Genomic DNA, 21,329 nt, shown 5'->3' with positions numbered 1-21,329 from the left:
GGACGCTACTGCGGGGCGGGGCCTCCGGTGTGGGGGACACTCGCGGAGTCCCCCGTACGGGGTGCGACTAGGGGCCAGTGCTCGCGCAGGGTCCGTACGGCCTCGGTGATCGCCGGCCGGCGGGCCGCCCCGGTCCGCCACAGGGCGTACAACCGGCGTACGGGGCCCGGCTCCAGCGGTACGGCCACCGCGCCGGGCGGCAGCGTCCCGGTGCCCAGCCGCGGTACGACGGCCACCCCGAGCCCGGCGGCGACCAGCGAGACGATGGTGTGGTTCTCCTCGGCGACGTGCGTGATGTCGGGCTCGAACCCGGCCGTGCGCAGCGTCCGCACCAGCCAGTCGTGGCATACGCGGCCGGGCGGCTGGCAGACCCAGCGCTGCCCGCCCAGGTCCGAGCGGTGGATGACGGTGCGCGAGGTGAAGGGGTGCCCGGCGGGCACGAGGAGGTCGCAGCGGTCGTCCCCGATCACGGCCTGCTCCACGCCTTCGGGGGCGGGCAGCGGCGCGATGTCCCAGTCGTGGGTGACGGCCAGGTCGGTGACCCCGCGCGAGACCAGGTCCATCGAGAGATGGGGATTGATCTCGGTGAGCCGTACTTCCAGGGCCGGGTGACGCCGGGCCAGGTCCGCGAGGACCCCGGGGAGCAGGCCGCGGGCGGCCGAGGCGAAGGCGGCGACCCGCAGCCGGCCGATGGGCTGGCCGCGGGACTCCTCCAGCGCGGTCTCGGCCTGCTCGGAGATGGCCATCAGCTGCTGGGCCGTCTCGGCCAGCAGTTTGGCCTCCTCGGTGAGGGCGACACCGCGGCCGTGGCGTTCGAGCAGGGTGGTGCGGGTCTCCCGTTCCAGCTTGGCGATCTGCTGGGAGACGGCGGAGGGGGTGTACCCGAGGGCGGCCGCGGCGGCGCCGACCGAGCCGTGGACGGAGACGGCGTGCAGGGCGCGCAGCCGGGAGAGGTCGAGCATGCCGGTCAGCTTAGGGCGTGCCGTCCGGATCGGGCCGGGCCCGCGTCGGGCCCGCGTCGGCCTGCGCCGGGTCCGTGTCTTCCTGCGTCGGGCCCGCGTCGGCCGGCGCCGCGGGACTCTGGATGAAGCATTGCTACATTCGACCCTGAAGACATTCGCGCTGGTGCTAAACGGTTGATGAGCCGATGCTCGGGTCATGCGACCCATGCACATCGCCCTCGCGGTCCTCGTAGCCGCGGTCTGGGGTTTCAACTTCGTCGTCATCGAGTTCGGACTCGGATCCTTCCCGCCGCTGCTGCTGTCCGCCCTGCGCTTCCTGGTCGCCGCCCTGCCCGCGGTGTTCTTCGTCGGCCGGCCCAAGGTGGCGTGGAAGTGGGTGATCGCGGTCGGCGTGGTCCTCGGCATCGCGAAGTTCGGGCTGCTGTTCTCCGGGATGGACAACGGGATGCCGGCCGGGCTGTCCTCGCTGGTCCTCCAGGCGCAGGCGGTGTTCACGGCCGTGTTCGCGGCCGTCGTGCTCCGGGAACGGCCGGGCCGGCTGCGGATCGCGGGCATGGCCGTGGCCTTCGCGGGGATCGCGGTGGCCGCCGTCGACGAGGGCGCCTCCGGGCCGGTGCTGGGCTTCGTCATGGTGATCGCCGCCGCCGCGTGCTGGGGCGTGTCCAACGTGCTGACCCGCAAGGCCTCCCCGCCCGACGCGCTGAACTTCATGGTGTGGGTGAGCGTGGTGCCCGTGCTGCCGCTGGCGGGGCTCTCGCTCCTGCTGGAGGGGCCGGAGCGGGACCTGGCGGCGCTGCGCGGGCTCGACTGGAGCGGGGCCGGGGTCATCCTCTACCTCGCCTGGATCACCACGGTGTTCGGCTTCGGGGCGTGGGGGTTCCTGCTGCGCACCTATCCCGCCTCCTCGGTGGCGCCCTTCTCGCTGCTGGTACCCGTCTTCGGGATGAGCTCGGCGGCCCTGGTGCTCGGGGAGGGCGTGAGCGGGCTGCGCTGGGTGGCGGCCGTACTGCTGGTCGGCGGGGTGGCGGTGACCTCGCTGGTGCCCTCGAAGCCCCGGCCCGCGGCGGCGGTGCAGGGCGCGGAGGCCCCCGCGGCCGCCCCCGGCCCGGTTCCGCTTCCGGTCGCGGGCGGTCGCTAGTGGGAACGCCCACGGCTCCCCGGCCGCCCGGGCCGGACCCGCGACCCGGGCGAACGGAGGGTCAGACACCGTTGAAAGGCTCCTTGCCCAGCAGATATCCGGCGTGCAGCCGGTTGCGGGCTCCGATGCTCTTCATGATGTTCGCAATGTGGCGTTGACAATTTCGCAACGATATTCCGACCACATGCGCTATTCGGTTGTCCGATTCACCCTGGATGAGCAGCGAGACGATCGTCTGCTGGATATCCGAGGTAATCGCCGCGCGGGCCGGCCGGTCGTCGTCCGAGGTGAATTTCTCGGCCGCGCTCCAGGCCCGCTCGTAGGCCTCCACGAGGAACGAGACGAGGTGGCTGTTTTTCGTTACCGCCGCACCGTGGGAGCCGTCCGAAAGCGGCAAGATCGCCACTTCCTTGTCGAAGATGATGCAGCGCGGAAAACCGTGTGCGAGCGTGCACACCTCCGCTCCGAGCGGCGCCACCCGCTCGACGAAGGACGCGGTGGCCGGGCTGAACCGGGCCGTGTGCTGGTACAGCGTCCGCATGCGGACGCCGCGTTCCAGCAGGCGTTCGGTGCGTTCCAGGCTCTCCTGGAGCACCTCGGTGTCCCGGGCTCCGCCGGGCTGGGAGGTCATCACCTCGGTGCGGCAGCCGACGGCGAGGCCGGCGATGAGTTTGCGGACGTCCCCTACGCCCGGCACCAACTCCAGTGCCGTGTCGTCCTGAAGGTGCGCCGTCGTGAGCGTCAACAGGTCTAAGTCCCCGCGTAGTTGATCGAGGAAGGTCTGGGTCTCGTTCAGGCTGTGCTGCGCCGGGTTGAGGACCTTGATGCGTGCGTGCTCCACGGGGTACGGGGTGTAGATCTCGGTCACGGGGCACCTGCTGAGCAGCCCCAGGGTGTCCAGGGACGCCGCGGCCGCCTCTATTTCCCCGGGGGTCATGCCGAGTGCCGCGGCGGCCGTATCGCGGGTTGTTCCCGGTGTCTGTGTGCAGTACCGGTAAAGACGATCTCCGGCAGGGGTGAGCCGGGGCACGGGAAAAGGGTGGACTTGTCTGATTGTGTTCAATTCATCCCCCTGTCATGTTTTCGCCAGCGGCAACATGATCCCAGAAAGGGATGGCTCCGGATGTCGTGGAAACGACAGGATGAGGCCGAAGCTGATCCGGACCGCAAGACATCTTGAGGGGCAGGCAAGCATGCCACGTATAGCGAGTTTCCTCATCGCCATTGCGGCAACTTTCTCGGTGACCGTCTTCCTGGCCCCGTCGACCAGTGGTGCGGCGAACATCGCCGGCTCCAGGGGTCCGGGTCAGGTAACCAACGATCTCGGCTGGGGATGAGATGCCTCGAAGTAAGTCGTACAACACGTACTCCAACCTGCAGCGCCCTGAGTTCCGCAAGCGCGTCGACGAGCTCCTGCTGAAGTTCGAGCGGGACTTCTACGAGCGCAGCGCGGGCGCCGACGGGATGCTCGACAAGGACAAGTTCGACCTCGAGCTGTACAAGCGGCACAACGTCGAGACGATGATCCGGATCGGCCTCAAGCGCGCCGTCGACCCGCTCATCGCCAACTACTGGGCCACCCGGGACCCGCAGCTCTGCAAGGAGTGGGGCCTGTACGGCGCGGAAGAGGGCCGTCACGACCGCATGTTCGCCGGCGACCTGCACAAGGTCGGCATGACGGACGAGGAGATCTACGCGATCCGTCCGACCTTCGCCACCGAGCTGCTCAACGGCTACTTCTACTACACGATGGCCACCGAGGGGCCTCTGGCCGCGATGATCAGCGGGTTCTACCTGGAGTACATCGCGGGCAAGACGCAGCCCGACTGGCTGGACATCATGGAGCAGCACGTCGGCGCCGACAAGACCAAGGGTGCCCGCGCCCACCTGGCCCTCGACGAGGACGACGACCACGTCGACATGGTCTGGAACCTCATCATGCGGATCATCGAGGACGAGGCCGGCGAGGAGCGCTTCGTCGAGCACCTCATCAAGATCAACTCGCTGTTCGTGTCCTACTTCGTCGAGGTCTACGCGGCCACCGTGCTCGGCGCCGGCGCCGACGCCTCGCTGCTGACCCAGGCCGCACCGGCCGCCGCCGTACAGACCAACCTGCAGACGAAGGCCACCGCTTCGGTCTGACCGACGGGCCCACACCTGCCGGCGACGCTCTGAAAGGCCGAGGTGCCGAGGTGCCGAGGGCCGAAGGGCCGACACTCCCGCAGTCCGGCGATCCCGGGCATTGCGTTCCAGATGTGCCGCACGGCCCCCACGGGGCGGTGCCGCGATGTCCGGGGTCCGGCTGCTCCACCCGTCTACTCACCAAGGAAGACGATGCACTATTCGTGGCCTCGCGAACTGTCCGAACAGGACATGCGCGAAATGATCGAGCTGATGGACGCCGTCGCGGTCAAGGAGATGACCCTCGGCTTCTACGAACCGGTGGGCCTGGAGAAGGGCCTGCCCCTGATGCGGGCCTTCGAGGCCGACCTGCGCAAGGGCGCCGTCGACCTCCTCCACGTCCGCAACGACGAAGGCCGCATCGTCGGCATGGTGACGCTCGCCCGGGCCCCGCTGCCCGCCCGGCGCCACATCGTCGAGATGCGCCGCTGCGTCGTGGCCCCCGACCACCGCGGGCAGTTCCTGCTCGAAGGCTGGGCCGAGGCCCTGCGCAAGGTCGGCGAGATGGGCTGCGACGTCATCACGCTCGAAGTCCGCGACGACGGCCCCTCCGTGCTCTGGCAGCGCCTGGGCTTCCGCGAGTACGGCCGGCTGCCCGACTACGCCCGCGCCGACGGCCGCCCCGTCACCGGCTTCTACATGCACGCCCGGCTCTCCGACGTCACGGCCCACTTCGAGGCCACCGGCACCTGGCTGCACGAGCTCGAGTCCGACCGCGTCGCGGTCGCGAGCTGACGTCCCCACCGGCAGGCCGTACGCGCACCTGGTACGCGCGTCAGGCCTGAGGCACTCCCCGCGCACCCGCATCCGCGCCCCTTCTGACCGCCGCGCCGCCCGATCGGCCGCGCAGGCCCCCCTACCGAGCACGCCGTACCGAGCACGCCGTACCGAGCACGCCGTACCGAGCACGCCGAACGAGCACGCCCTGCACCGCCGCGGGCCGATCCGCCCGTGTGCCACGGCCCTTCGCGGCCGCCGGCCGGTGCGTGCTCCTCCCGCCTCACCCACCGCCCGCCGGGGCGTACGCCGCCGTGCGCCGGCCGGGCTCCGGGACCACACCACTCCACCGAAGGGCACAGCCATGTCCAAGATCGCCGTCCTGACCAACGACCTCCAGTACGAGCTGGTCGAGAAGAACCCGGAGCGCGTCGCCGCCGTCGAGGCCGCGACCCCCCACTTCACGGGCTTCCTCGACGAGATGCGCAGCCGCGGCCACCACGTCTTCCACCTCCAGCTCGTCAACGACCCGGACGACCCGAACGCCGAGCGCTACGACGGTCACCTCCCGGTTCAGCGCGGCACCCACGGCGCCGACGTCATCGAGGCCTTCCTGGCCCCCGAGGACGTCGTCATGGAGAAGAGCAAGGACTCCGGCTTCTACGAGACCGACCTGCACGAGCGCCTCCAGGCCCTCGGCGTGGACACCGTGCTGATCACCGGCATGCAGACGCAGATATGCGTCCAGACCACCGCCGCCGACGCCTTCTTCCGCGGCTACAACATCTGGGTCCCCTCCGACTGCGTCGTCTCGGCCCGCCCGGACGACAAGCAGCGCGCCCTGGACTGGCTGGAGGGCTACTGCGCCACCGTGACCGACTCCACCGAGGTGATCCGGGTCCTCGACGCCGAGGGCGGGCTGCCCCGCAAGAACATCAAGACCCCGTGACCACGCCCCCGCCCGCAACTCCCCGTTCCGGCCCCACTCACGAAAGGAACGAACCGGCATGACCACGAGCGTGGATCCCACCGAATTCATCGTCCTCGACCACGGCACCGGCGCGAAGCTGAGCCAGGACCTGGTCCAGCTGATCGCGGCGACCCTCGGCGACGTGTACGTCGGCATCATGGAGGACAGCGCGGTCCTGAAGATCGAGGGCGACCGCATCGCGATGACCACCGACTCCTTCGTGATCGACCCGCCGTTCTTCGGCAACGGGGACATCGGGAAGATCGCGGTCTGCGGCACCGTCAACGACCTGGCCGTGGCCGGCGCCCGGCCCAAGTACCTCACCCTCGGGATGATCCTGGAGACCGGGCTCGCCATCCCCAAGCTGGTCCAGGTCCTGGAGTCGATCCGCGACACCGCCCGCGAGGCCGGCGTACAGATCGTCGGCGGGGACACCAAGGTGGTCCGCAAGGGCGAGGCCGACCAGATCTACCTGAACACCGCGGGCGTCGGGGTCTTCGAGCGCGAGCCGCTCACCATGACCGACGTGCGCCCCGGCGACAAGGTGATCCTCAGCGGCCCCATCGGCAACCACACGGTGCACCTGCTCTCCATCCGCGAGGGCCTCGGCTTCGAGCAGCGCGTGGACAGCGACTGCGCGCCGCTGAACGGCCTCGTCGACACGGTCCTGTCGACCGTGGCGGCCGGCGCCGTCCGCTCGATGCGCGACGTCACCCGCGGCGGCCTGACCGCCGTGCTCCACGAGTACGCCCACAAGCTCGGCCGCACCATCCGCGTCGCCCAGGACGACCTGCCCATCCAGCACGAGACCGCGATGGCCGCCGACATGCTCGGCATCAACCCGCTGCACTGCGCCAACGAGGGCTGCCTCGCGGTCTTCGTGGCACCGGAGGCGGAGGCCGACGTACTGGCCGCCCTGCGCTCGCTGCCCTACGGCAAGCACGCGGTCACCATCGGCGAGATCTCCGAGGACACCGAGGCCCTGGTGCTGCTGCGCGACAAGGACGGCCGCGAGACCCGGCTCGAGGAACTCCTCGGCGCCGAACTCCCCAGGCTCTGCTGAGACAAGGGACCGAGGAAACCGCCATGAGCACCGAGCAGACCGTCACGGAGCGTTCCGACGGGGTCGACACGGCCCACAGGTCCGACACGGCCCACAGGTCCGACACGCCCCACGGGACCGACAGGACCGGCAGCGCCGGCAGCGCCTCGGGCGCCGTCGAGGAGTGGCGCATCCGCGTCACCGGCGTGGTCCAGGGCGTCGGCTACCGGCCGTTCGTCTACAAACTGGCCCGTGAACTCGGCCTCTCCGGCTGGGTTCGCAACGACCCCGAGGGCGTGCTGGTGGAGGCGTCCGGACCGGTCACCGCCCTGGAGGAGTTCGCGGCGGGCCTCAGCGGCCGCGCCCCCGAGCTCGCCCGGGTGGACGAGGTCCGGACGACCCGGGGACCGGACCGCGCCGCCGTGCCCGCGGGCCCGTTCACCATCGTGCACAGCGAGCACACCGGAGCCCGGTCCGCGCTGCTCCCGGCGGACACCCACGTCTGTGGCGACTGCCAGGCGGAACTTCGCGATCCGAAGGACCGCCGGCACCGCTACCCCTTCATCAACTGCACCAACTGCGGGCCCCGGTACTCGATCATCCGGGACCTGCCGTACGACCGCCCGATGACCACCATGGCCACCTTCACCATGTGCGCGGTCTGCAAGGCCGAGTACGAGGACCCGATGGACCGGCGCTACCACGCGCAGCCCAACGCGTGCCCGGACTGCGGCCCCCGGCTGCTGCTCCGGGACCGCGTGGGGAACACGGCCGAAGGGGACGAGGCGCTCCTGCACGCCGCCCGGGTGCTCGCGGACGGCGGGATCGCGGCCATGAAGAGCGTGGGCGGCTTCCACCTCGTGGTGGACGCGACCAACGCGGAAGCCGTGGCGCTGCTGCGCCGCCGCAAGCGGCGCGACTCCAAGCCGTTCGCGGTGATGGTCCGCGATCTCGCCACGGCGCAGGGCCTGGTGGACCTCTCCGAAGCGGAGATCGCCGTCCTCCGCTCGCCGGCCCGTCCCATCCTGCTGGCCCGCAAGCGCGCGGGCTCCCTCCCGGAGTCCGTGGCCCCGCGCAACCCCAACCTGGGGATCATGCTGCCCTCGGCACCCCACCACCACCTGCTGCTGGACGAGCCCGGCCTCGAAGCGCTCGTCGCCACCAGCGGCAACATCTCCGGCTACCCCATCGCCTACCGCAACGAGGAGGCCCTGGAGCAGCTCTTCGAGATCGCGGACGTGATCCTCTACCACGACCGCGACATCGAGATCCGGGTCGACGACTCGGTGGTCCGCCTCTCCGACCACCCCGAACTCGAGCAGCCGCTCCTCCAGTTCATCCGCCGGGCCCGCGGCTACGCCCCCTACCCGGTGGACGTCGGCCGCGAGGTGGTCCCCGTGGTCGCCCTCGGCGCCGAACTGAAGACGACCGTGGCCCTCACCAACGGCTCCCAGGTCTTCCTCAGCCAGCACATCGGCGACCTCAAGAACGACGAGACCTTCGCCGCGCACCACCGTACCGCCCGGCACCTGGCGCAGCTCTACGCGCTCAAGCCGGAGGTCACGGCGCACGACATGCACCCGCAGTTCCGCTCCACCCGCGCCGCCCTGGACGACGACGGCGCGGGCCCGGCGCTCCCCACCGTGGAAGTCCAGCACCACCACGCCCACATGGCCTCCTGCATGGCGGAGAACCACGTGAGCGGCACCACCCTCGGCGTGATCTTCGACGGTTTCGGCTACGGCGAGGACGGCACGGTCTGGGGCGGGGAGTTCCTCCTCGGGGACTACGCCGCCTACCGCCGGGTCGGCCGGATGCGCGGCCTGCCGCTGATCGGCGGGGACCAGGCCGTACGCGAACCCATCCGCACCGGGTACGCACTCGCCCTGGACGCCTACGACGGGGACGCGGACCGGGCCCTGGCGGGCTTCCCGGCCCTCGCCGCCCTCGACGGGCAGCGCCGGCAGGTCTTCGCCACGATGGCCTCCCGGGGGATCAACTCCCCGTCCACCTCCAGCATGGGGCGGCTCTTCGACGGGGCCGCCGCCCTCGCCGGGGTCTGCGCCAGGGCCGAGTACGAGGCCCAGGGCCCGATCGAGCTGGAGGGGCTGCTCGACCGCGACGCCGCCCCGGAGCCGCATGCCTCGTACCGCTTCGGGGCCTACGCGTCCGACGGACTGACCGAGGTGGACCCGCGGCCCGTGATCCGGGCGATGGCGGCCGACATCGCCGGCGGACTGCCCGTGGACCGGATCAGCCGCCGGTTCCACACGGCCGTCGTCGCGATGGTGCGCGAGCGCTGCGAGGCCCTGCGGGAGGAGACCGGGGTCAACCAGGTCGCCCTCTCGGGAGGCGTGTTCCTCAACGAGTTCCTGCTGCTCAACTGTCTGACCGGGCTGACCGCCGACGGTTTCGACACCCATGTCCACCGGCTCGTCCCGACCAATGACGGAGGGATCGCCCTCGGCCAGGTCATGGTCGCGGACGCCCGCTCACGCCTGAGGAACCGAAGAGGAGTGACGACGTGACCACCCTCACGCCGGACGAGATGTACACCTTCGTCGAGGCGCGCGAATCGGGCGCCCGGACCTACGCCAACGCCTTCGGCAAGCTCCTCACCGAAGGCCGCGGCGCGCGGATCCGCGACGGGCACGGCCGCGAGTACCTGGACTGCCTCGCCGCGGCGGGCACCCTCGCCCTGGGGCACAACCACCCCGGCGTACTGGCCGCGGTGGGGGAGTACCTCACCTCCGGTCAGGTCCAGCAGGCACTGGACCTGACCACCCCGGCCAAGTACGAGTACCTCCGGGCGCTGTACGCGCGGCTGCCCGGCACCATGGCGGACACCTTCAAGACGCAGTTCTGCGGACCGGCGGGCGCCGACGCCACCGAAGCCGCCATCAAGCTGTTCAAGATCGCCACCGGCCGCCGGACGGTGATCTCCTTCCACGGGGCCTACCACGGCATGACGGCGGGCGCCCTCGCCCTCACCGGCAACCTGGGCGCCAAGGAGCCGGTGCCCTCCCTGATGCCGGACGTCCACCACCTGCCCTTTCCCTACGACTACCGGTGCCCCTTCGGAATCGGCGGCGAGGCGGGCATCCAGGCCGGCCTGACCTACATCGAGCGGCTGCTCACCGACCCGGAGAGCGGCATCACCACACCGGCCGCGATCTTCGTCGAAGCCGTCCAGGGCGAGGGCGGGGTGATCCCGGCACCGGCCTCCTGGCTGCGCGGCCTGCGGGAGATCACCGCCCGGCTGGACATCCCGCTGGTCCTGGACGAGATCCAGGCCGGCTTCGGACGCACCGGCACCATGTGGGCCTTCGAGGAGTCCGGGATCGAACCGGACGCCGTGCTCGTGTCCAAGGCGGCCGGCGGCGGCTTCCCGCTGTCCCTGCTGCTCTACCACGGCAAGTACGACAAGTGGACGCCCGGAGCACACGCGGGCACCTTCCGCGGCAACCAGATCGCCCTGGTCGCGGGACTCGCCGCCATGCGGGTCACGGAGTCCGAGGGGCTGATCGAAAAGGCCGCCGCCAAGGGCGAGTCGATCGCCACCCTGCTCGGGCGGCTGGCCGCCGGCCACCCCGAGATCGGGCAGATCCGCGGCCGGGGCCTGATGTGGGGCATCGAGATCGTCGACCCCGCGCGCCCGGCCGACCGGCTCGGTGCGCTGCCCGCCGACGGGGCCCGGGCCAAGCGCATCAAGCGCGCCTGCCTGGACCACGGGCTGCTGCTGGAGAGCGGCGGCCGGCACGGCGCCGTCCTCCGGCTGCTCCCGCCACTGGTGATCACCGACGAGGAGATCCACGAGATGGCGGCGGCGCTGGAGAAAGCTCTGATCGACTGCGCCTGAGCCGGAGAAGCCGGTCCGGCACGGCAGAGCACGGATCCACGAAGAGTAGGGACAGCGAACATGGCAATGGCCACGGGAACGAACAACAGCGGTGAGCGGCGGGTCGACTTCGACGCGGAGGTCGTCTTCAGCAACGGAGGCGCCCTGCAGATGCAGGGGTTCCGCCTGGACATCCCCGGCGACGACATCACCGACGGGGAACTGGGCGAACTGATCGTCCGCCACCTCGGACTGCTGATGGTCGGCAGCGTGAAGATCACCCGCCGGGAGCTGCTCCGGGAGCCCCACAAGGGCTCCCGGAACACCGGCTCCGCCGGTTCGGGCCGCACCACGACGGACCTGACCGGCCCCGCCACCCGGGCCGCCTGGCCGACGGGCCCGGGCGGCGCCGCACCGGGCCTGGCCCGCCTGGTGGACCTTCCCGTGGTCCTGGTCCGGCTCCTCGGAGCCGGAGCGCCGGTCGCCGACCGGCTCGCGCTGGCGCCCTTCGACCTCGCGGGGCACGCGGTCGTCGTGCAGACCGGCCGCGCGGCCGGCCCGTACCTCACCGAGGACGCCGTGGCACTGCTCGCCGAGCAGGGCGCGCTCCTCGTGGCCACGGACAGCCGCGAGGGCAACGGTCCGGCGGCGACGGCGCTCGCCGCCGCCGGCCTGCCCGCCCTCACGGGCCTGACCGGTCTGGAAGCCCTCCCGGCGACCGGGGTCCGGCTGCACGCCGTGCCCTTCCCCGGCCAGGACACCGCATTGATCAGGGTCTACGGAGTAACAGATGACCACCACTGAGACCGGCCGTCACGCGGGGGGCGGCCTCCCGGCGGCCGGCGCGGAGGCGGCCACCACCGCCCCCGCGCCGGCCCGGCGCCCCCGCAGGGAACTGGCCGCCGCCACCGCCGGCTCGGTCGTCGAGGCCTACGACTGGACCGTCTACGGCATCCTCGCCCCCTACTTCGCCGAGGCGCTGTTCCCCGGCACCTCGCCCACCGCGAAACTCATCGCCGCCTACCTGGGCTTCGCCCTCGGCTTCCTGGTCCGCCCGCTGGGCAGCGTGCTCATCGGCCGGCTCACCGACACCCGCGGCAGGCGCTACGGACTGACCCTCACCGTCGGCCTGATCGCCGCCGGCTCCCTGTGCCTGGCCGTCATACCGGGCTACGCCTCCATCGGCCTGGCGGCCCCGCTCCTGGTGGTCGGGGCCCGGCTGGTGCAGGGGCTGTCGGTCGGGGCGGAGAACCCGAGCGTGGCCGCGTACGTCACCGAGACCGCGCCGGCCGGGCACCGCTACTTCTACAGCGCCGTCTCCTACGGGGGCGTGGTGCTGGGCAGCGCGCTCTCCTTCATCGTCATGAACGTCCTGCTCGGCGTGTTCGGGGAGAGCGGCGTCGAGGACGGCGCCTGGCGCTACGGCTTCGTCTTCGGCGGACTGCTCGGGCTGACCGCCCTGTGGATCCGGCGCGGGGCGGCGGAGAGCGGCGTCTTCACGGCGGCGAAGGAGCCGAAGACCCGGGCGCCGAGCCCCTGGCCGGTGCTGCGGGCCCATCTCGGGCGCCTCGCCCTGGTGTTCGCCCTCACCTCGGGGGTCACCACCACCTTCTACTTCGTCACCGTCGACTTCCCCTCGTACGCCGAGAGCGCCGGGGCCGCCGGCAAGGAGGAGACCTCCGCCGCACTGCTCCTCGGCATGGTGGCGCTCCTCGCGGCCATGCTCGGCGGAGGCAAGGCCGCCGACCGGTTCGGCGCCCTGCCCGTGCTGCGCCTGGGCTTCGCCGGGCTCGCCGTGGGCACGGTGCCGCTGCTGGCGGCCATGACCTCCGGACGGATCCCCGTCCAGCCGGTCACCGTGGTCCTGCTCTTCCTGCTGGGCCTCCCGCTCGCGGTGAGCAACGTCTTCGCGGGGCAGCTGTTCCCGCCCGCGGTGCGCGCCGTCGCCGTCGGCCTGCCCACCGCGGCCGCGATCAGCCTCTTCGGCGGCACGTTCCCGGTGCTCGCGGAGCTCCTGAGGTCGGCAGGCCACAACTCCTGGCTGCCGTGGTGGCCCGCACTGACCGCCGCGGCGGCGCTGGCCGCCTCGTGGGCCGTACACGAACACCCCGGCCGCGAGCACCCCGTGCCCGTAACCCCTCATGCCTGAGAAGGACGTCATGACTGCACTGCTCGAAGGTCTCGACTCGCTGATGCCGGCCCTCGAGGCCGACTACCGCGCCCTGCACGCCCACCCCGAACTCGCCTTCCAGGAGAAGCGGACGGCGGCCCTCGTCGCCGAGCGGCTGGCCGCCCAGGGCGGCTGGGAGATCACCACCGGCGTCGGCCGCACCGGCGTGGTCGCGGTCCTGGGCAACGGCCCCGGACCGGTGGTCATGCTGCGCGCCGACATGGACGCGCTGCCCGTCAAGGAGGCCACCGGGCTGCCCTACGCGAGCACCGAGACCGCCACCGACGAAGCGGGCGCCGAGGTCCCCGTGATGCACGCCTGCGGCCACGACCTGCACGTGGCAGCCCTGATCGGGTCCTGCGCCCTGTTCGCCCGCAACCGCGGGGCCTGGGGCGGCACCGTCGTCGCCGTCTTCCAGCCGGGGGAGGAGAGCGGCTACGGAGCCCGCGAGATGGTCGAGGACGGCCTCTTCGAGCGCTTCCCGCGCCCCGACGTGATCCTCGGCTCGCACGTGGGACCCGGTCCCGTCGGCCTCATCGCGACCCTGCCGGGCACCGTCATGGGCGCCACCGACTCCCTCACCGTCAAGCTCTTCGGGCGCGGCGGCCACGGCTCCAAGCCCGAGGCGGCCGTCGACCCCGTGGTGATGGCGGCCTCGCTCGTGCTGCGGCTCCAGACCGTGGTCTCCCGCGAGATCGCCGCCCAGGAGCCGGTGGTGGTCACCGTCGGAAAACTGCACGCGGGCACCACCGCCGCGGTCATACCCGACACGGCCGAGCTCGGGATCAACGTGCGCACCAGCTCCGCGCCGGTCCGCGAGAAGGTCCTCGCGGCCATCGAGCGCCTCGCCCGCGCCGAATCGGCCGCCGCGGGCGCGACCGCCGACCCGGAGATCACCTCCGTCTACCACCTGCCGATGACCGTCAACGACACCGCGAGCGCCGAGCGGGTGGCCGACGCCCACCGCGAGCACTTCGGGGCCGGCGCCGTCATGACGATGGGCCCGACCACCGCCAGCGAGGACTTCGGTCTCCTCGCCACCGCGGCCCAAGTCCCCTCGGTGTACTGGTTCTACGGCGGCCTCGACCCGCAGGCCTTCGGCGAGGCCTTCGCCGCCGGCAAGCTGGAGGAGCTCCCGCAGAACCACTCCTCCACCTTCGCGCCCGTCGCCGGACCCGCACTGTCGGTCGGCGTCCGGACGATGGCCACGGCCGCCCTGCCCTGGCTCGCCGCGAACCCCACCGTCATCGCCGTCGCCGACACCGACTCGGGTGAGGGGGGCGAGGCGGCATGAGCGCCGACCGGCCGCACATCGTCGTCCTGCACCGCTGGCGGGACACCCACGCGCACTACGCCGACTACCTCGACCACACCACCGCCCACGTCACCTACGTGAGCACCGAGCTCGGCCGCGCCTCGTTACCGGAGGCCGCCGCCGCGGTGGCCACGGTCGCGCTGACCGACGACCTGCCCGCCGTCCGGGCCGCCGTCACCGGGCTCGTCGCCCGCTTCGGCGCCCCGGCGCGGCTGATCGCCCTCAACGAGGGGGACCTGGACACGGCCGCGCTGCTCCGCGAGGAGTTCGCGATCCCCGGCCAGCACACCGCCGAACTGGCCGTGTTCCGCGACAAGCTGACCATGTGCCGCACCGCCGAGGCCGCAGGCCTGCCGGTGCCCGCCTTCGCCCCCGCTCCCGATCCGGCCGCCGTGCTCGCCTTCGGCGAAACCCACGGCTGGCCGCTGGTCGTCAAACCACACCGCGGCACCGCCAGCCGGGGCGTGATCCGGATCGACTCCGCCGCCGAACTGGAGGAGCTGACCGGGCAGGCCGCGGCGCTCGCCGCCGAACCGCACCTCGTCCAGAGCTACGTGGACGGGCCGATCCTGCACATCGACGGCCTGTGGGAAGGCGATTCGCTCGGCAGCTGGACCGTCTCGCGCTACGTGGGCGGCACCTGCGCCGACTTCACCCAGGGCACCTGGCTCGGCTCCGTCGAGGAGGACGACCCCGCACTGCTGGAGGCCGTCGAGGCCTTCGCCGCCGCGGTCGGCCCCGCCCTCGGCGGCTCCCGGCCCTGGGTCTTCCACCTGGAGGCCTTCGTCACCCCGGATCCTCACGGCGGGCCCGCGCTGGTGTTCCTGGAGTGCGGGGCCCGGGTGGGCGGCGGGGAGATCCCCTTCACCTGGCGCGACGTCCACGGCGTCGACCTGATGGCGGCCGCCGTGGACATCCAGCTCGGCCTGACCCCGGTCCTGCCGCCGCTCAAGACCGGCGAGGTCGGCGGCTACCTGCTGCTCCCGCTTCCGGTGCCCGCCCCCTGCCGGGTCGAAGCGGCCGGCTGGGTACGGGAACCGGCGCCCGGCCGGCTCCCGTACGCCGTCAAGCACACCCCGGTCGGCTCCACGGCCCCGGCGATCAGCGGCTACGAGCACGTCGGCACCCGCTTCCGCTTCCGCGGCGCCTCCACCCGGGAGGTCGAGGCCGCCATCACCGAGTCCGCCGACTCCTTCCGCCTGACCTGCCTACCGGTCGGCGCCCCGCCCGCCGACGGGGGATGACCCGCCCCACCACACCTCTCGCACCACCTCTCGCACCCCCCGTTCTCCGGGGCGAACACGCTCCACGCCCCGTACCGGAAAGGAATCCACCGTGGCTTTCACGACCTCCGAACGCCAGCGCGTCATCCTCGTAGGCAGCCGCATACAGCAGTACCGGGAGTACGCCCTGGCCTCCCTCGCCCGGAACTACGAGGTGACGCTCGTCGCGCCGGAGGCGCCGACGTGGCAGGCCCGCTACGTGGACATCCACCGGATCGCCGACACCACGGACGCCGCCAAGCTGTACGCCCCGGTCGCCGACCTGCGCGGGGAGGTCGCCGACGCGGCGATCGTCACCTGGGACGAGTGGTCGCTGGTCGCCGTGTCCTCGGTCGCCGCCAAGCTCGGCATGCGGGCCATGGACCCGGCGGCCGCCAGGATCTGCCGCGACAAGTACGCCACCCGGCAGGCCCTGGAAGCGGCCGGCATGGCCGCCGTCCGCTACGTCCCGGCCACCACCGAGGAAGAGGCCGTCGCCGCCGCCGAGTCCATCGGCTTCCCCGTCGTCGTCAAGCCGCGCACCCTCGGCGGCAGCTTCGGCGTGATGATGGCCCGCGACGTCGACGGCCTGCGCCGGGCCTTCCGGCTGGCCTCCACCAGCCGGCTGCGCGGCGCCGGCACCACCGCCTCCGTCCTGATCGAGGAGTTCGTCGAAGGCCCCGAACTGAGCGTGGACAGCGTCGTCGTGGACGGCGTCGCCACCCCGGTGTGCGTGGCCCGCAAGCGCCTCGGCGCCCACCCGTACTTCGAAGAGGTCGGCCACCTCGTCACCGACTGGCGCCACGAGCCCTGGGCGCAGGCCGTCACCCGGCTGGTCCAGGACTCCCACCGCGCGGCCGGAGTCGACTACGGCGTCACCCACACCGAACTGCGCGTCGCCGCCGACGGCCCCCGCCTGATCGAGCTCAACGGCCGCCTCGGCGGGGACCTCATCCCGCACCTGAACAAGCTCGCCACCGGCGTGGACCTGCCGCTGGCCGCCGCCAGGATCGCTTTCGAAGAGACCCCCGACATCACCCCCACCCGCGCCCTCAGCGCCGAGGTCCGCTTCCTCTACCCGGCCTACGACGGCGCCGTCGACCGCGTCGTCCTGCCCGCCCCCGAGGACGTCGAGGACCTCGCCGAGGCCGTCGCCCTGGTCGAGCCCGGCGACGAGCTGCTGCTCCCGCCCCGCGGCCTGACCCCCCGCTCCGCCGCGCTCATCGCGGTCAGCGCGACCCCGGCCGGCACCCGCCGCGCCCTGGACCGCGCCGAGGCCCTCTCCCGTACGGAGGTCTCCGGAGTGGCCGCACACCGGCTCGGCGCCCGCGTCGAGAACGCCGTGACCCGCCGCTTCTTCGACCACGAGCGCACCGCCCGCCGCCAGACCGTGTCCGGAGTCCGCGGCGTGGAGTGGTTCCGCTACGGAGCCGGCGGCGGCGAGGGGCTCAACCGCCCCGTCTTCCTCAGCGAGGCCGACGTGGCGGGCCTGGAGAACGACCTGAACGGCCTCTTCGAACTGCTCAAGGCCGTGCCCGCCCGGCTCTTCGGCGGCGACCTGCGCGCCTTCGCGACCGCCGTCGGCATGTCCCCCACCCAGGCCGACCTGGTCCTGCGCGGCTCCGTCGACGAGCTCGCCCCGCTCTCCCGCGCCGACCTGTACCGCGAGACCGGCGGCTTCCGCGTCATGGAGCTCAACACCGGCTCCTCGCTGGGCGGCTGGCAGATGGGCGAGTTCGCCCGCGCCCTGATCCAGGATGCCGAGTTCGCCGAGTTCGCGGCCACCGAGGGCCTGGTCCACCCCGACCCGCTCGCCCGCATCACCGAGGTGCTGCGCCGCCAGGCCCCCTCCCTCGAAGGCGTCGAGCGGCCCCTGCTCGCGATCACCGACTGGCCCGAGGGCTTCGAGAAGTCCAAGTGCTGGATGGAGTTCGTCGTACCGGCCTTCGAGCGGCTCGGCTTCGAGACCGTCGTCTGCCACCTGGGCGACTTCGCCTACGAGAACGGCAACGTCCTCCACGAGGGCCGCAAGGTCGACGTGGTCTACCGGATGTTCCTGCCCGGTGAAATGCCCGACGAGCCCCGCACCTACGACCTCGTCAACCCGCTGCTCGACGCCGTCGAGGCCGGCACGGTCGAGCTGTTCGCCCCGCTCGACTGCGAGCTGTACGGCAACAAGGGGAGCCTCGCGATGCTCAGCGACGAGCGCAACCGCTCCGTCTTCACCGGGGCCGAGCGCGAGCTGATCGACCGGATCCTGCCCTGGACCCGCTTCGTCCGCGACGAGAAGGTCACCTTCGGCGGCGAGAAGATCGACCTGCTGCCCTACGCCATCGCCAACAAGGACCACCTGGTCCTCAAGCCCACCCTGCTCTACGGCGGCGTCGGCGTCACACCCGGCTGGACCACCGACCAGAAGGAGTGGGTGGCCAAGCTCCGGCAGGCCGTCGACGGCCCGTACGTCCTCCAGCACCGCCTGCTGCCCACCACCGAGCGGTTCCTCTCCGAGGACGGCGAGACCTGCGAGGACATGGCCGTCGCCTACGGGACGCTGATGGTCGACGGACGCTACGCCGGCACGCTGGCCCGCGGAGTCACCGACCCGGCCGTGGGCATCGTGAGCATGCTGCGCGGGGCCCAGATCGGCTGCGCGTTCCACGTGGACCCGGCCGCCGAGGGAGTGGAAGCGAAGTGACCGACACCGGGAACGGGGCCGCCGAGCCGGTGGAGGCGACGGCGGCCGCACCACCGGCCGCCGCCGCACCTGCCACGCTCTGGCGGGACCCGGAGTTCCTCACGTTCTGGTCCGGGGAGGCGATCTCACAGGTCGGGGCCCAGGTCACGACCCTGGCGCTGCCGCTCACCGCGGTGCTGACGCTCGACGCCAGCTCCTCCCAGGTGGGCTTGGTCAACGCGGCCTCCTACGCCCCGTTCCTGATGGTCACCCTCCTGGTGGGCGTCTGGGTCGACCGGGTGCGCCGCAGGCCCCTGATGATCATGGCCAACGTGGGGCGTGCGCTGCTGGTCAGCGCGGTGCCGCTGCTGGCCGTGCTCGACCTGCTCCGCATCGAGTACGTCTACGTCGCCGCGCTGCTCGTGGGCACCCTGACGGTGGTCTTCGACGTCTCCTACCAGTCCTACCTGCCGACCCTGGTCGGCAAGGAACACCTGGTGGAGGGCAACAGTAAGCTCCAGGGCACCAGTTCGCTGGCCCAGATCGGCGGTCCCGGACTGGCCGGGCTGCTCATCGGCTGGGTCACCGCCCCCTACGCGCTGCTGATCAACGGGATCTCGTACCTCGTCTCCGTGCTGACGCTGCTCGCCGTACGGCGCGTGGAGCCGGAGCCGGTGCCCCAGCAGGAGCGGACCGGGATCCGGACCAGCATCGCCGAGGGCATCCGGATCATCCGGGACAGCGCCCACCTGCGGGCCTGCGCCCTCCAGTCCGGGCTGTACAACCTGTGCTGGATGTCCCTCCAGACGGTCTTCGTGCTCTACGCGGCCCGCACGCTCGGCATCTCGCCCGGCGGCATCGGCCTGCTGCTGGGCACCGGGGCGGTGGGCTCGCTGGCCGGCTCGATGGCCGCCCAGTGGCTCAAGCGCAGGACCGGACTCGGCCCGGCCATCCTGACGGCCCTGCTGCTGTGCTGCCTGGCCCCGGTGGCCATCCCGGCGGCACCGGCGAACGGCGGGGCGCTCTCACTGGTCCTGTTCGTCGCCGCGTTCGCCCTGATCGGCGCGGGCGGCACCATCGCCAACATCCACATCATCAGCCTGCGCCAGTCCATGACCCCGGACCACCTCCTGGGCCGGATGAACGCCGGGTACCGCTTCGTCTCCTGGGGCACGCTGCCGCTCGGCGCCCTGCTCGGCGGCTGGCTCGGCGACCTCATCGGGCTGCGGGAAACGCTCTTCGTCACGGCCGCGCTCTTCCTTACCGCGGTCCTGGTCGTCCTGAAATCGCCGGTGTGGCGACTGAAGGACTTCCCGCCCCAGATCGTCGCCGAGCCGCGGAAGGCGGACGCAAGGTGAGCGCAGCACAGCAACCCGCCGCCCCCCGCGGCATCGAGGGCCTGCTCGCACGCCGGACCGGCTGGGGCCGCTCCGACGCCGTGAGCCGGATCCTCGCGGCGGCTTCCGCCCCCGGGGTCCTCTCGATGGCGGGCGGGATCCCGGCCCCCGACAGCTTCCCGGTCGCCCGGCTCGCCGAGGCCACCGACCGGCTGTTCGCGGGGCCGGGAGGGCCGGCCGTACGGGCCCTCCAGTACGCCCCCACGGACGGCATCGGCCCGATGCGCGAGGTGATCGCCGCCAGGGCGAGCGCGACCGGCGCCCCCGTCGGCCCCGACCGGGTGATGGTCACCGCGGGCAGCCAGCAGGGCCTGGACCTCGTCGCCCGGACCATCGTCGACGAGGGCGACGAGGTGGCCCTGGACGACCCGAGCTACCTGGGCGCCGTACAGGTCTTCCGGCGGGCCGGCGCCCGGCTGCTGCCGGTGCCCGGCGACGCGGAGGGGATGCGCACCGACGCACTGGAGCAGCGCCTCCTCGCCGGGGCCCGGCCCAAACTGGTCTACGTCGTACCGCACTTCCACAACCCCACCGGAGCCGTGCTCTCCGAGGAACGCCGCCGTCACCTGGCCGCGCTGGCCGAACGGTTCGGTTTCCTCGTCGTCGAGGACGATCCGTACGGGGACCTGGCCTATGAGGGCAGCCGGCTGCCGTCCACCGACGTCCACAGCGGGCGGGTGGTCCGGCTCATGAGCCTCTCCAAGACGGTCTGCCCGGGCCTGAGGGTGGCCGGTCTGGTCGCCCCGGCCGGGCTGATCGGGGAACTGGTCGCCGCCAAGCAGTGCGGGGACCTCCAGACCAACACCTTCGGCCAGTACCTCCTCGCCGATCTGCTGGGGGACCCGGAGTTCCTGCCGGCCCATCTGGCGGGCCTGCGCACGCTGTACGGCGGCCGGGCCCGCGCCATGGAGACGCTGCTGCGCGAGCGGCTGCCCTGGCTGGACTTCGAGCGGCCGCGCGGCGGGCTCTTCTTCTGGTGCCGGCTGACCGACCCCCGGGTCGGCTCGGACGCGCTGTACGGGCACGCGCTGGCGCAGGGAGTGGCCATCGTGCCCGGCACGCCCTTCTGCATGGAGGAGGACGGCTCGCGGGTCCTGCGGCTGTCCTTCGCCTCCCTGGACGGCGCGCAGCGCCGCGAAGGGGTATCGCGGCTGGCCGCGGCCTGGGAAAAGGCCCTCGCCGACGGACCGTCTTCCGACTTTCGTCCACACCCCCGAGGAGCAAGGCAGTGACAACGACGTCGCCCGCACCGGTGACCGCCGAATCCCTGGTGGCCCGGCTGTTCCAGGTGATCGACAGCCGCTCGTGGGAACGGCTCGGCGAGGTCTTCGCGCCGGACGCCGTGTACGAACGGCCGGGCTACCCGGCGCTGGAGGGTCTCGACCGGATCCGCCGGTTCTACGAGCACGAACGGATCATCACCTCGGGAGCACACGAGGTGAGCCAGGTGACCGGGGGACTGGCCGCGGCCGCCTGCTGGGGACGCTTCCGGGGCGCCGACAAGGACGGCAAGACCTTGGACGAGGCCTTCGCCGACACCTATCTCGTGCGCGACGGAAGGATCGAGCGCCGCAAGACCTTCTTCTACCGCCCGGCGATCTGATACCGGCGATCTGACCGCGGCCGGGTCCGGACCGCCGGGTCCGGACCGCCGGGGGCTGAT

The 21,329-nt window shown here is 72.2% G+C and carries 17 protein-coding genes; 15 read left to right on the top strand and 2 right to left on the bottom strand.

The genetic code is table 11. The features are described 5' to 3' along the window. Nucleotides 1-5: 5 nt before the first annotated feature. Nucleotides 6-962, bottom strand: a complete 957-nt coding sequence (locus ACFYM0_RS24815) for a LysR family transcriptional regulator (protein ID WP_388504994.1) — start codon at nucleotides 960-962, stop codon at nucleotides 6-8. Nucleotides 963-1,158: 196 nt separating this feature from the next. Here ACFYM0_RS24815 and ACFYM0_RS24810 point away from each other — a divergent pair, with 196 nt between their 5' ends. After that, a complete protein-coding gene (locus tag ACFYM0_RS24810; RefSeq protein ID WP_388504991.1) occupies nucleotides 1,159-2,100 on the top strand; it encodes an EamA family transporter in 942 nt (313 codons plus the stop codon). A 61-nt stretch (nucleotides 2,101-2,161) separates the two neighbouring features. Here the strand turns inward: ACFYM0_RS24810 and ACFYM0_RS24805 are convergent, their stop codons facing one another. Further along, nucleotides 2,162-2,968 (bottom strand): LuxR C-terminal-related transcriptional regulator, encoded by an 807-nt coding sequence (locus ACFYM0_RS24805; protein ID WP_388504989.1) that lies wholly within the window; start codon nucleotides 2,966-2,968, stop codon nucleotides 2,162-2,164. 470 nt (nucleotides 2,969-3,438) lie between these two features. On the opposite strand from ACFYM0_RS24805, the gene ACFYM0_RS24800 reads away from it, so the two are divergent. From ACFYM0_RS24800 to ACFYM0_RS24735, 14 genes are all read left to right on the top strand, one after another. Continuing rightward, nucleotides 3,439-4,242 carry a hypothetical protein gene (locus tag ACFYM0_RS24800; protein ID WP_327252844.1) on the top strand — a complete coding sequence of 268 codons (804 nt, stop codon included), beginning with the start codon at nucleotides 3,439-3,441 and terminating at the stop codon, nucleotides 4,240-4,242. Between the two features lie 192 nt (nucleotides 4,243-4,434). After that, nucleotides 4,435-5,016, top strand: a complete 582-nt coding sequence (locus tag ACFYM0_RS24795; RefSeq protein WP_388504986.1) for a GNAT family N-acetyltransferase — start codon at nucleotides 4,435-4,437, stop codon at nucleotides 5,014-5,016. A gap of 346 nt (nucleotides 5,017-5,362) precedes the next feature. Beyond that, complete coding sequence (locus ACFYM0_RS24790; RefSeq protein ID WP_388504984.1) at nucleotides 5,363-5,947, top strand: cysteine hydrolase family protein; 585 nt, start codon at nucleotides 5,363-5,365, stop codon at nucleotides 5,945-5,947. 58 nt (nucleotides 5,948-6,005) lie between these two features. Continuing rightward, entirely contained in the window at nucleotides 6,006-7,031 is a 1,026-nt protein-coding gene (gene hypE, locus ACFYM0_RS24785) for a hydrogenase expression/formation protein HypE (protein WP_388504981.1), read from the top strand. 23 nt (nucleotides 7,032-7,054) lie between these two features. Then, on the top strand, nucleotides 7,055-9,538 hold the full coding sequence (hypF, locus tag ACFYM0_RS24780) for a carbamoyltransferase HypF (RefSeq protein WP_388504979.1): 2,484 nt from the start codon (nucleotides 7,055-7,057) through the stop codon (nucleotides 9,536-9,538). After that, a complete protein-coding gene (locus ACFYM0_RS24775) occupies nucleotides 9,535-10,869 on the top strand; it encodes a diaminobutyrate--2-oxoglutarate transaminase family protein (protein ID WP_388504976.1) in 1,335 nt (444 codons plus the stop codon). Before hypF ends, ACFYM0_RS24775 begins: the two co-directional genes overlap by 4 nt. 60 nt (nucleotides 10,870-10,929) lie before the next feature. Then, nucleotides 10,930-11,652: a hypothetical protein gene (locus tag ACFYM0_RS24770; protein WP_388504974.1), complete on the top strand. Its 723-nt coding sequence runs from the start codon at nucleotides 10,930-10,932 to the stop codon at nucleotides 11,650-11,652. Continuing rightward, the gene (locus ACFYM0_RS24765) at nucleotides 11,639-12,997 is read left to right on the top strand and encodes an MFS transporter (protein ID WP_388504971.1); all 1,359 of its coding nucleotides are present in this window, start codon (nucleotides 11,639-11,641) and stop codon (nucleotides 12,995-12,997) included. Before ACFYM0_RS24770 ends, ACFYM0_RS24765 begins: the two co-directional genes overlap by 14 nt. A 10-nt stretch (nucleotides 12,998-13,007) precedes the next feature. Beyond that, nucleotides 13,008-14,312, top strand: coding sequence for an amidohydrolase (locus ACFYM0_RS24760; RefSeq protein ID WP_388504968.1), 1,305 nt, complete (start codon nucleotides 13,008-13,010; stop codon nucleotides 14,310-14,312). Continuing rightward, complete coding sequence (locus ACFYM0_RS24755; RefSeq protein WP_388504965.1) at nucleotides 14,309-15,577, top strand: acetyl-CoA carboxylase biotin carboxylase subunit family protein; 1,269 nt, start codon at nucleotides 14,309-14,311, stop codon at nucleotides 15,575-15,577. The genes ACFYM0_RS24760 and ACFYM0_RS24755 overlap by 4 nt, the downstream gene beginning before the upstream one ends. Before the next feature lie 91 nt (nucleotides 15,578-15,668). Continuing rightward, complete coding sequence (locus tag ACFYM0_RS24750; protein ID WP_388504962.1) at nucleotides 15,669-18,290, top strand: acetyl-CoA carboxylase biotin carboxylase subunit family protein; 2,622 nt, start codon at nucleotides 15,669-15,671, stop codon at nucleotides 18,288-18,290. Next, nucleotides 18,287-19,627, top strand: coding sequence for an MFS transporter (locus ACFYM0_RS24745; protein WP_388504960.1), 1,341 nt, complete (start codon nucleotides 18,287-18,289; stop codon nucleotides 19,625-19,627). Before ACFYM0_RS24750 ends, ACFYM0_RS24745 begins: the two co-directional genes overlap by 4 nt. Continuing rightward, the gene (locus tag ACFYM0_RS24740; protein WP_388504958.1) at nucleotides 19,624-20,898 is read left to right on the top strand and encodes a PLP-dependent aminotransferase family protein; all 1,275 of its coding nucleotides are present in this window, start codon (nucleotides 19,624-19,626) and stop codon (nucleotides 20,896-20,898) included. The genes ACFYM0_RS24745 and ACFYM0_RS24740 overlap by 4 nt, the downstream gene beginning before the upstream one ends. Next, on the top strand, nucleotides 20,895-21,269 hold the full coding sequence (locus ACFYM0_RS24735) for a nuclear transport factor 2 family protein (RefSeq protein WP_388504955.1): 375 nt from the start codon (nucleotides 20,895-20,897) through the stop codon (nucleotides 21,267-21,269). The genes ACFYM0_RS24740 and ACFYM0_RS24735 overlap by 4 nt, the downstream gene beginning before the upstream one ends. Nucleotides 21,270-21,329 lie beyond the last annotated feature (60 nt).

The sequence above is a fragment of the Streptomyces sp. NPDC006487 genome, assembly GCF_042870555.1.
Taxonomy (GTDB): Bacteria; Actinomycetota; Actinomycetes; order Streptomycetales; family Streptomycetaceae; genus Streptomyces.
The sequence above is the reverse complement of the archived record's forward strand: the minus strand, read 5'-3'. Positions and strand labels throughout refer to the sequence as shown.

What these genes read in the sequence shown, in the direction of transcription:
- ACFYM0_RS24815 (WP_388504994.1), bottom strand. Translation starts at nt 962, where the DNA reads ATGCTCGACCTCTCCCGGCTGCGCGCCCTGCACGCCGTCTCCGTCCAC.
- ACFYM0_RS24810 (WP_388504991.1), top strand. Translation starts at nt 1,159, where the DNA reads ATGCGACCCATGCACATCGCCCTCGCGGTCCTCGTAGCCGCGGTCTGG.
- ACFYM0_RS24800 (WP_327252844.1), top strand. Translation starts at nt 3,439, where the DNA reads ATGCCTCGAAGTAAGTCGTACAACACGTACTCCAACCTGCAGCGCCCT.
- ACFYM0_RS24795 (WP_388504986.1), top strand. Translation starts at nt 4,435, where the DNA reads ATGCACTATTCGTGGCCTCGCGAACTGTCCGAACAGGACATGCGCGAA.
- ACFYM0_RS24790 (WP_388504984.1), top strand. Translation starts at nt 5,363, where the DNA reads ATGTCCAAGATCGCCGTCCTGACCAACGACCTCCAGTACGAGCTGGTC.
- hypE (WP_388504981.1), top strand. Translation starts at nt 6,006, where the DNA reads ATGACCACGAGCGTGGATCCCACCGAATTCATCGTCCTCGACCACGGC.
- hypF (WP_388504979.1), top strand. Translation starts at nt 7,055, where the DNA reads ATGAGCACCGAGCAGACCGTCACGGAGCGTTCCGACGGGGTCGACACG.
- ACFYM0_RS24770 (WP_388504974.1), top strand. Translation starts at nt 10,930, where the DNA reads ATGGCAATGGCCACGGGAACGAACAACAGCGGTGAGCGGCGGGTCGAC.
- ACFYM0_RS24765 (WP_388504971.1), top strand. Translation starts at nt 11,639, where the DNA reads ATGACCACCACTGAGACCGGCCGTCACGCGGGGGGCGGCCTCCCGGCG.
- ACFYM0_RS24760 (WP_388504968.1), top strand. Translation starts at nt 13,008, where the DNA reads ATGACTGCACTGCTCGAAGGTCTCGACTCGCTGATGCCGGCCCTCGAG.
- ACFYM0_RS24755 (WP_388504965.1), top strand. Translation starts at nt 14,309, where the DNA reads ATGAGCGCCGACCGGCCGCACATCGTCGTCCTGCACCGCTGGCGGGAC.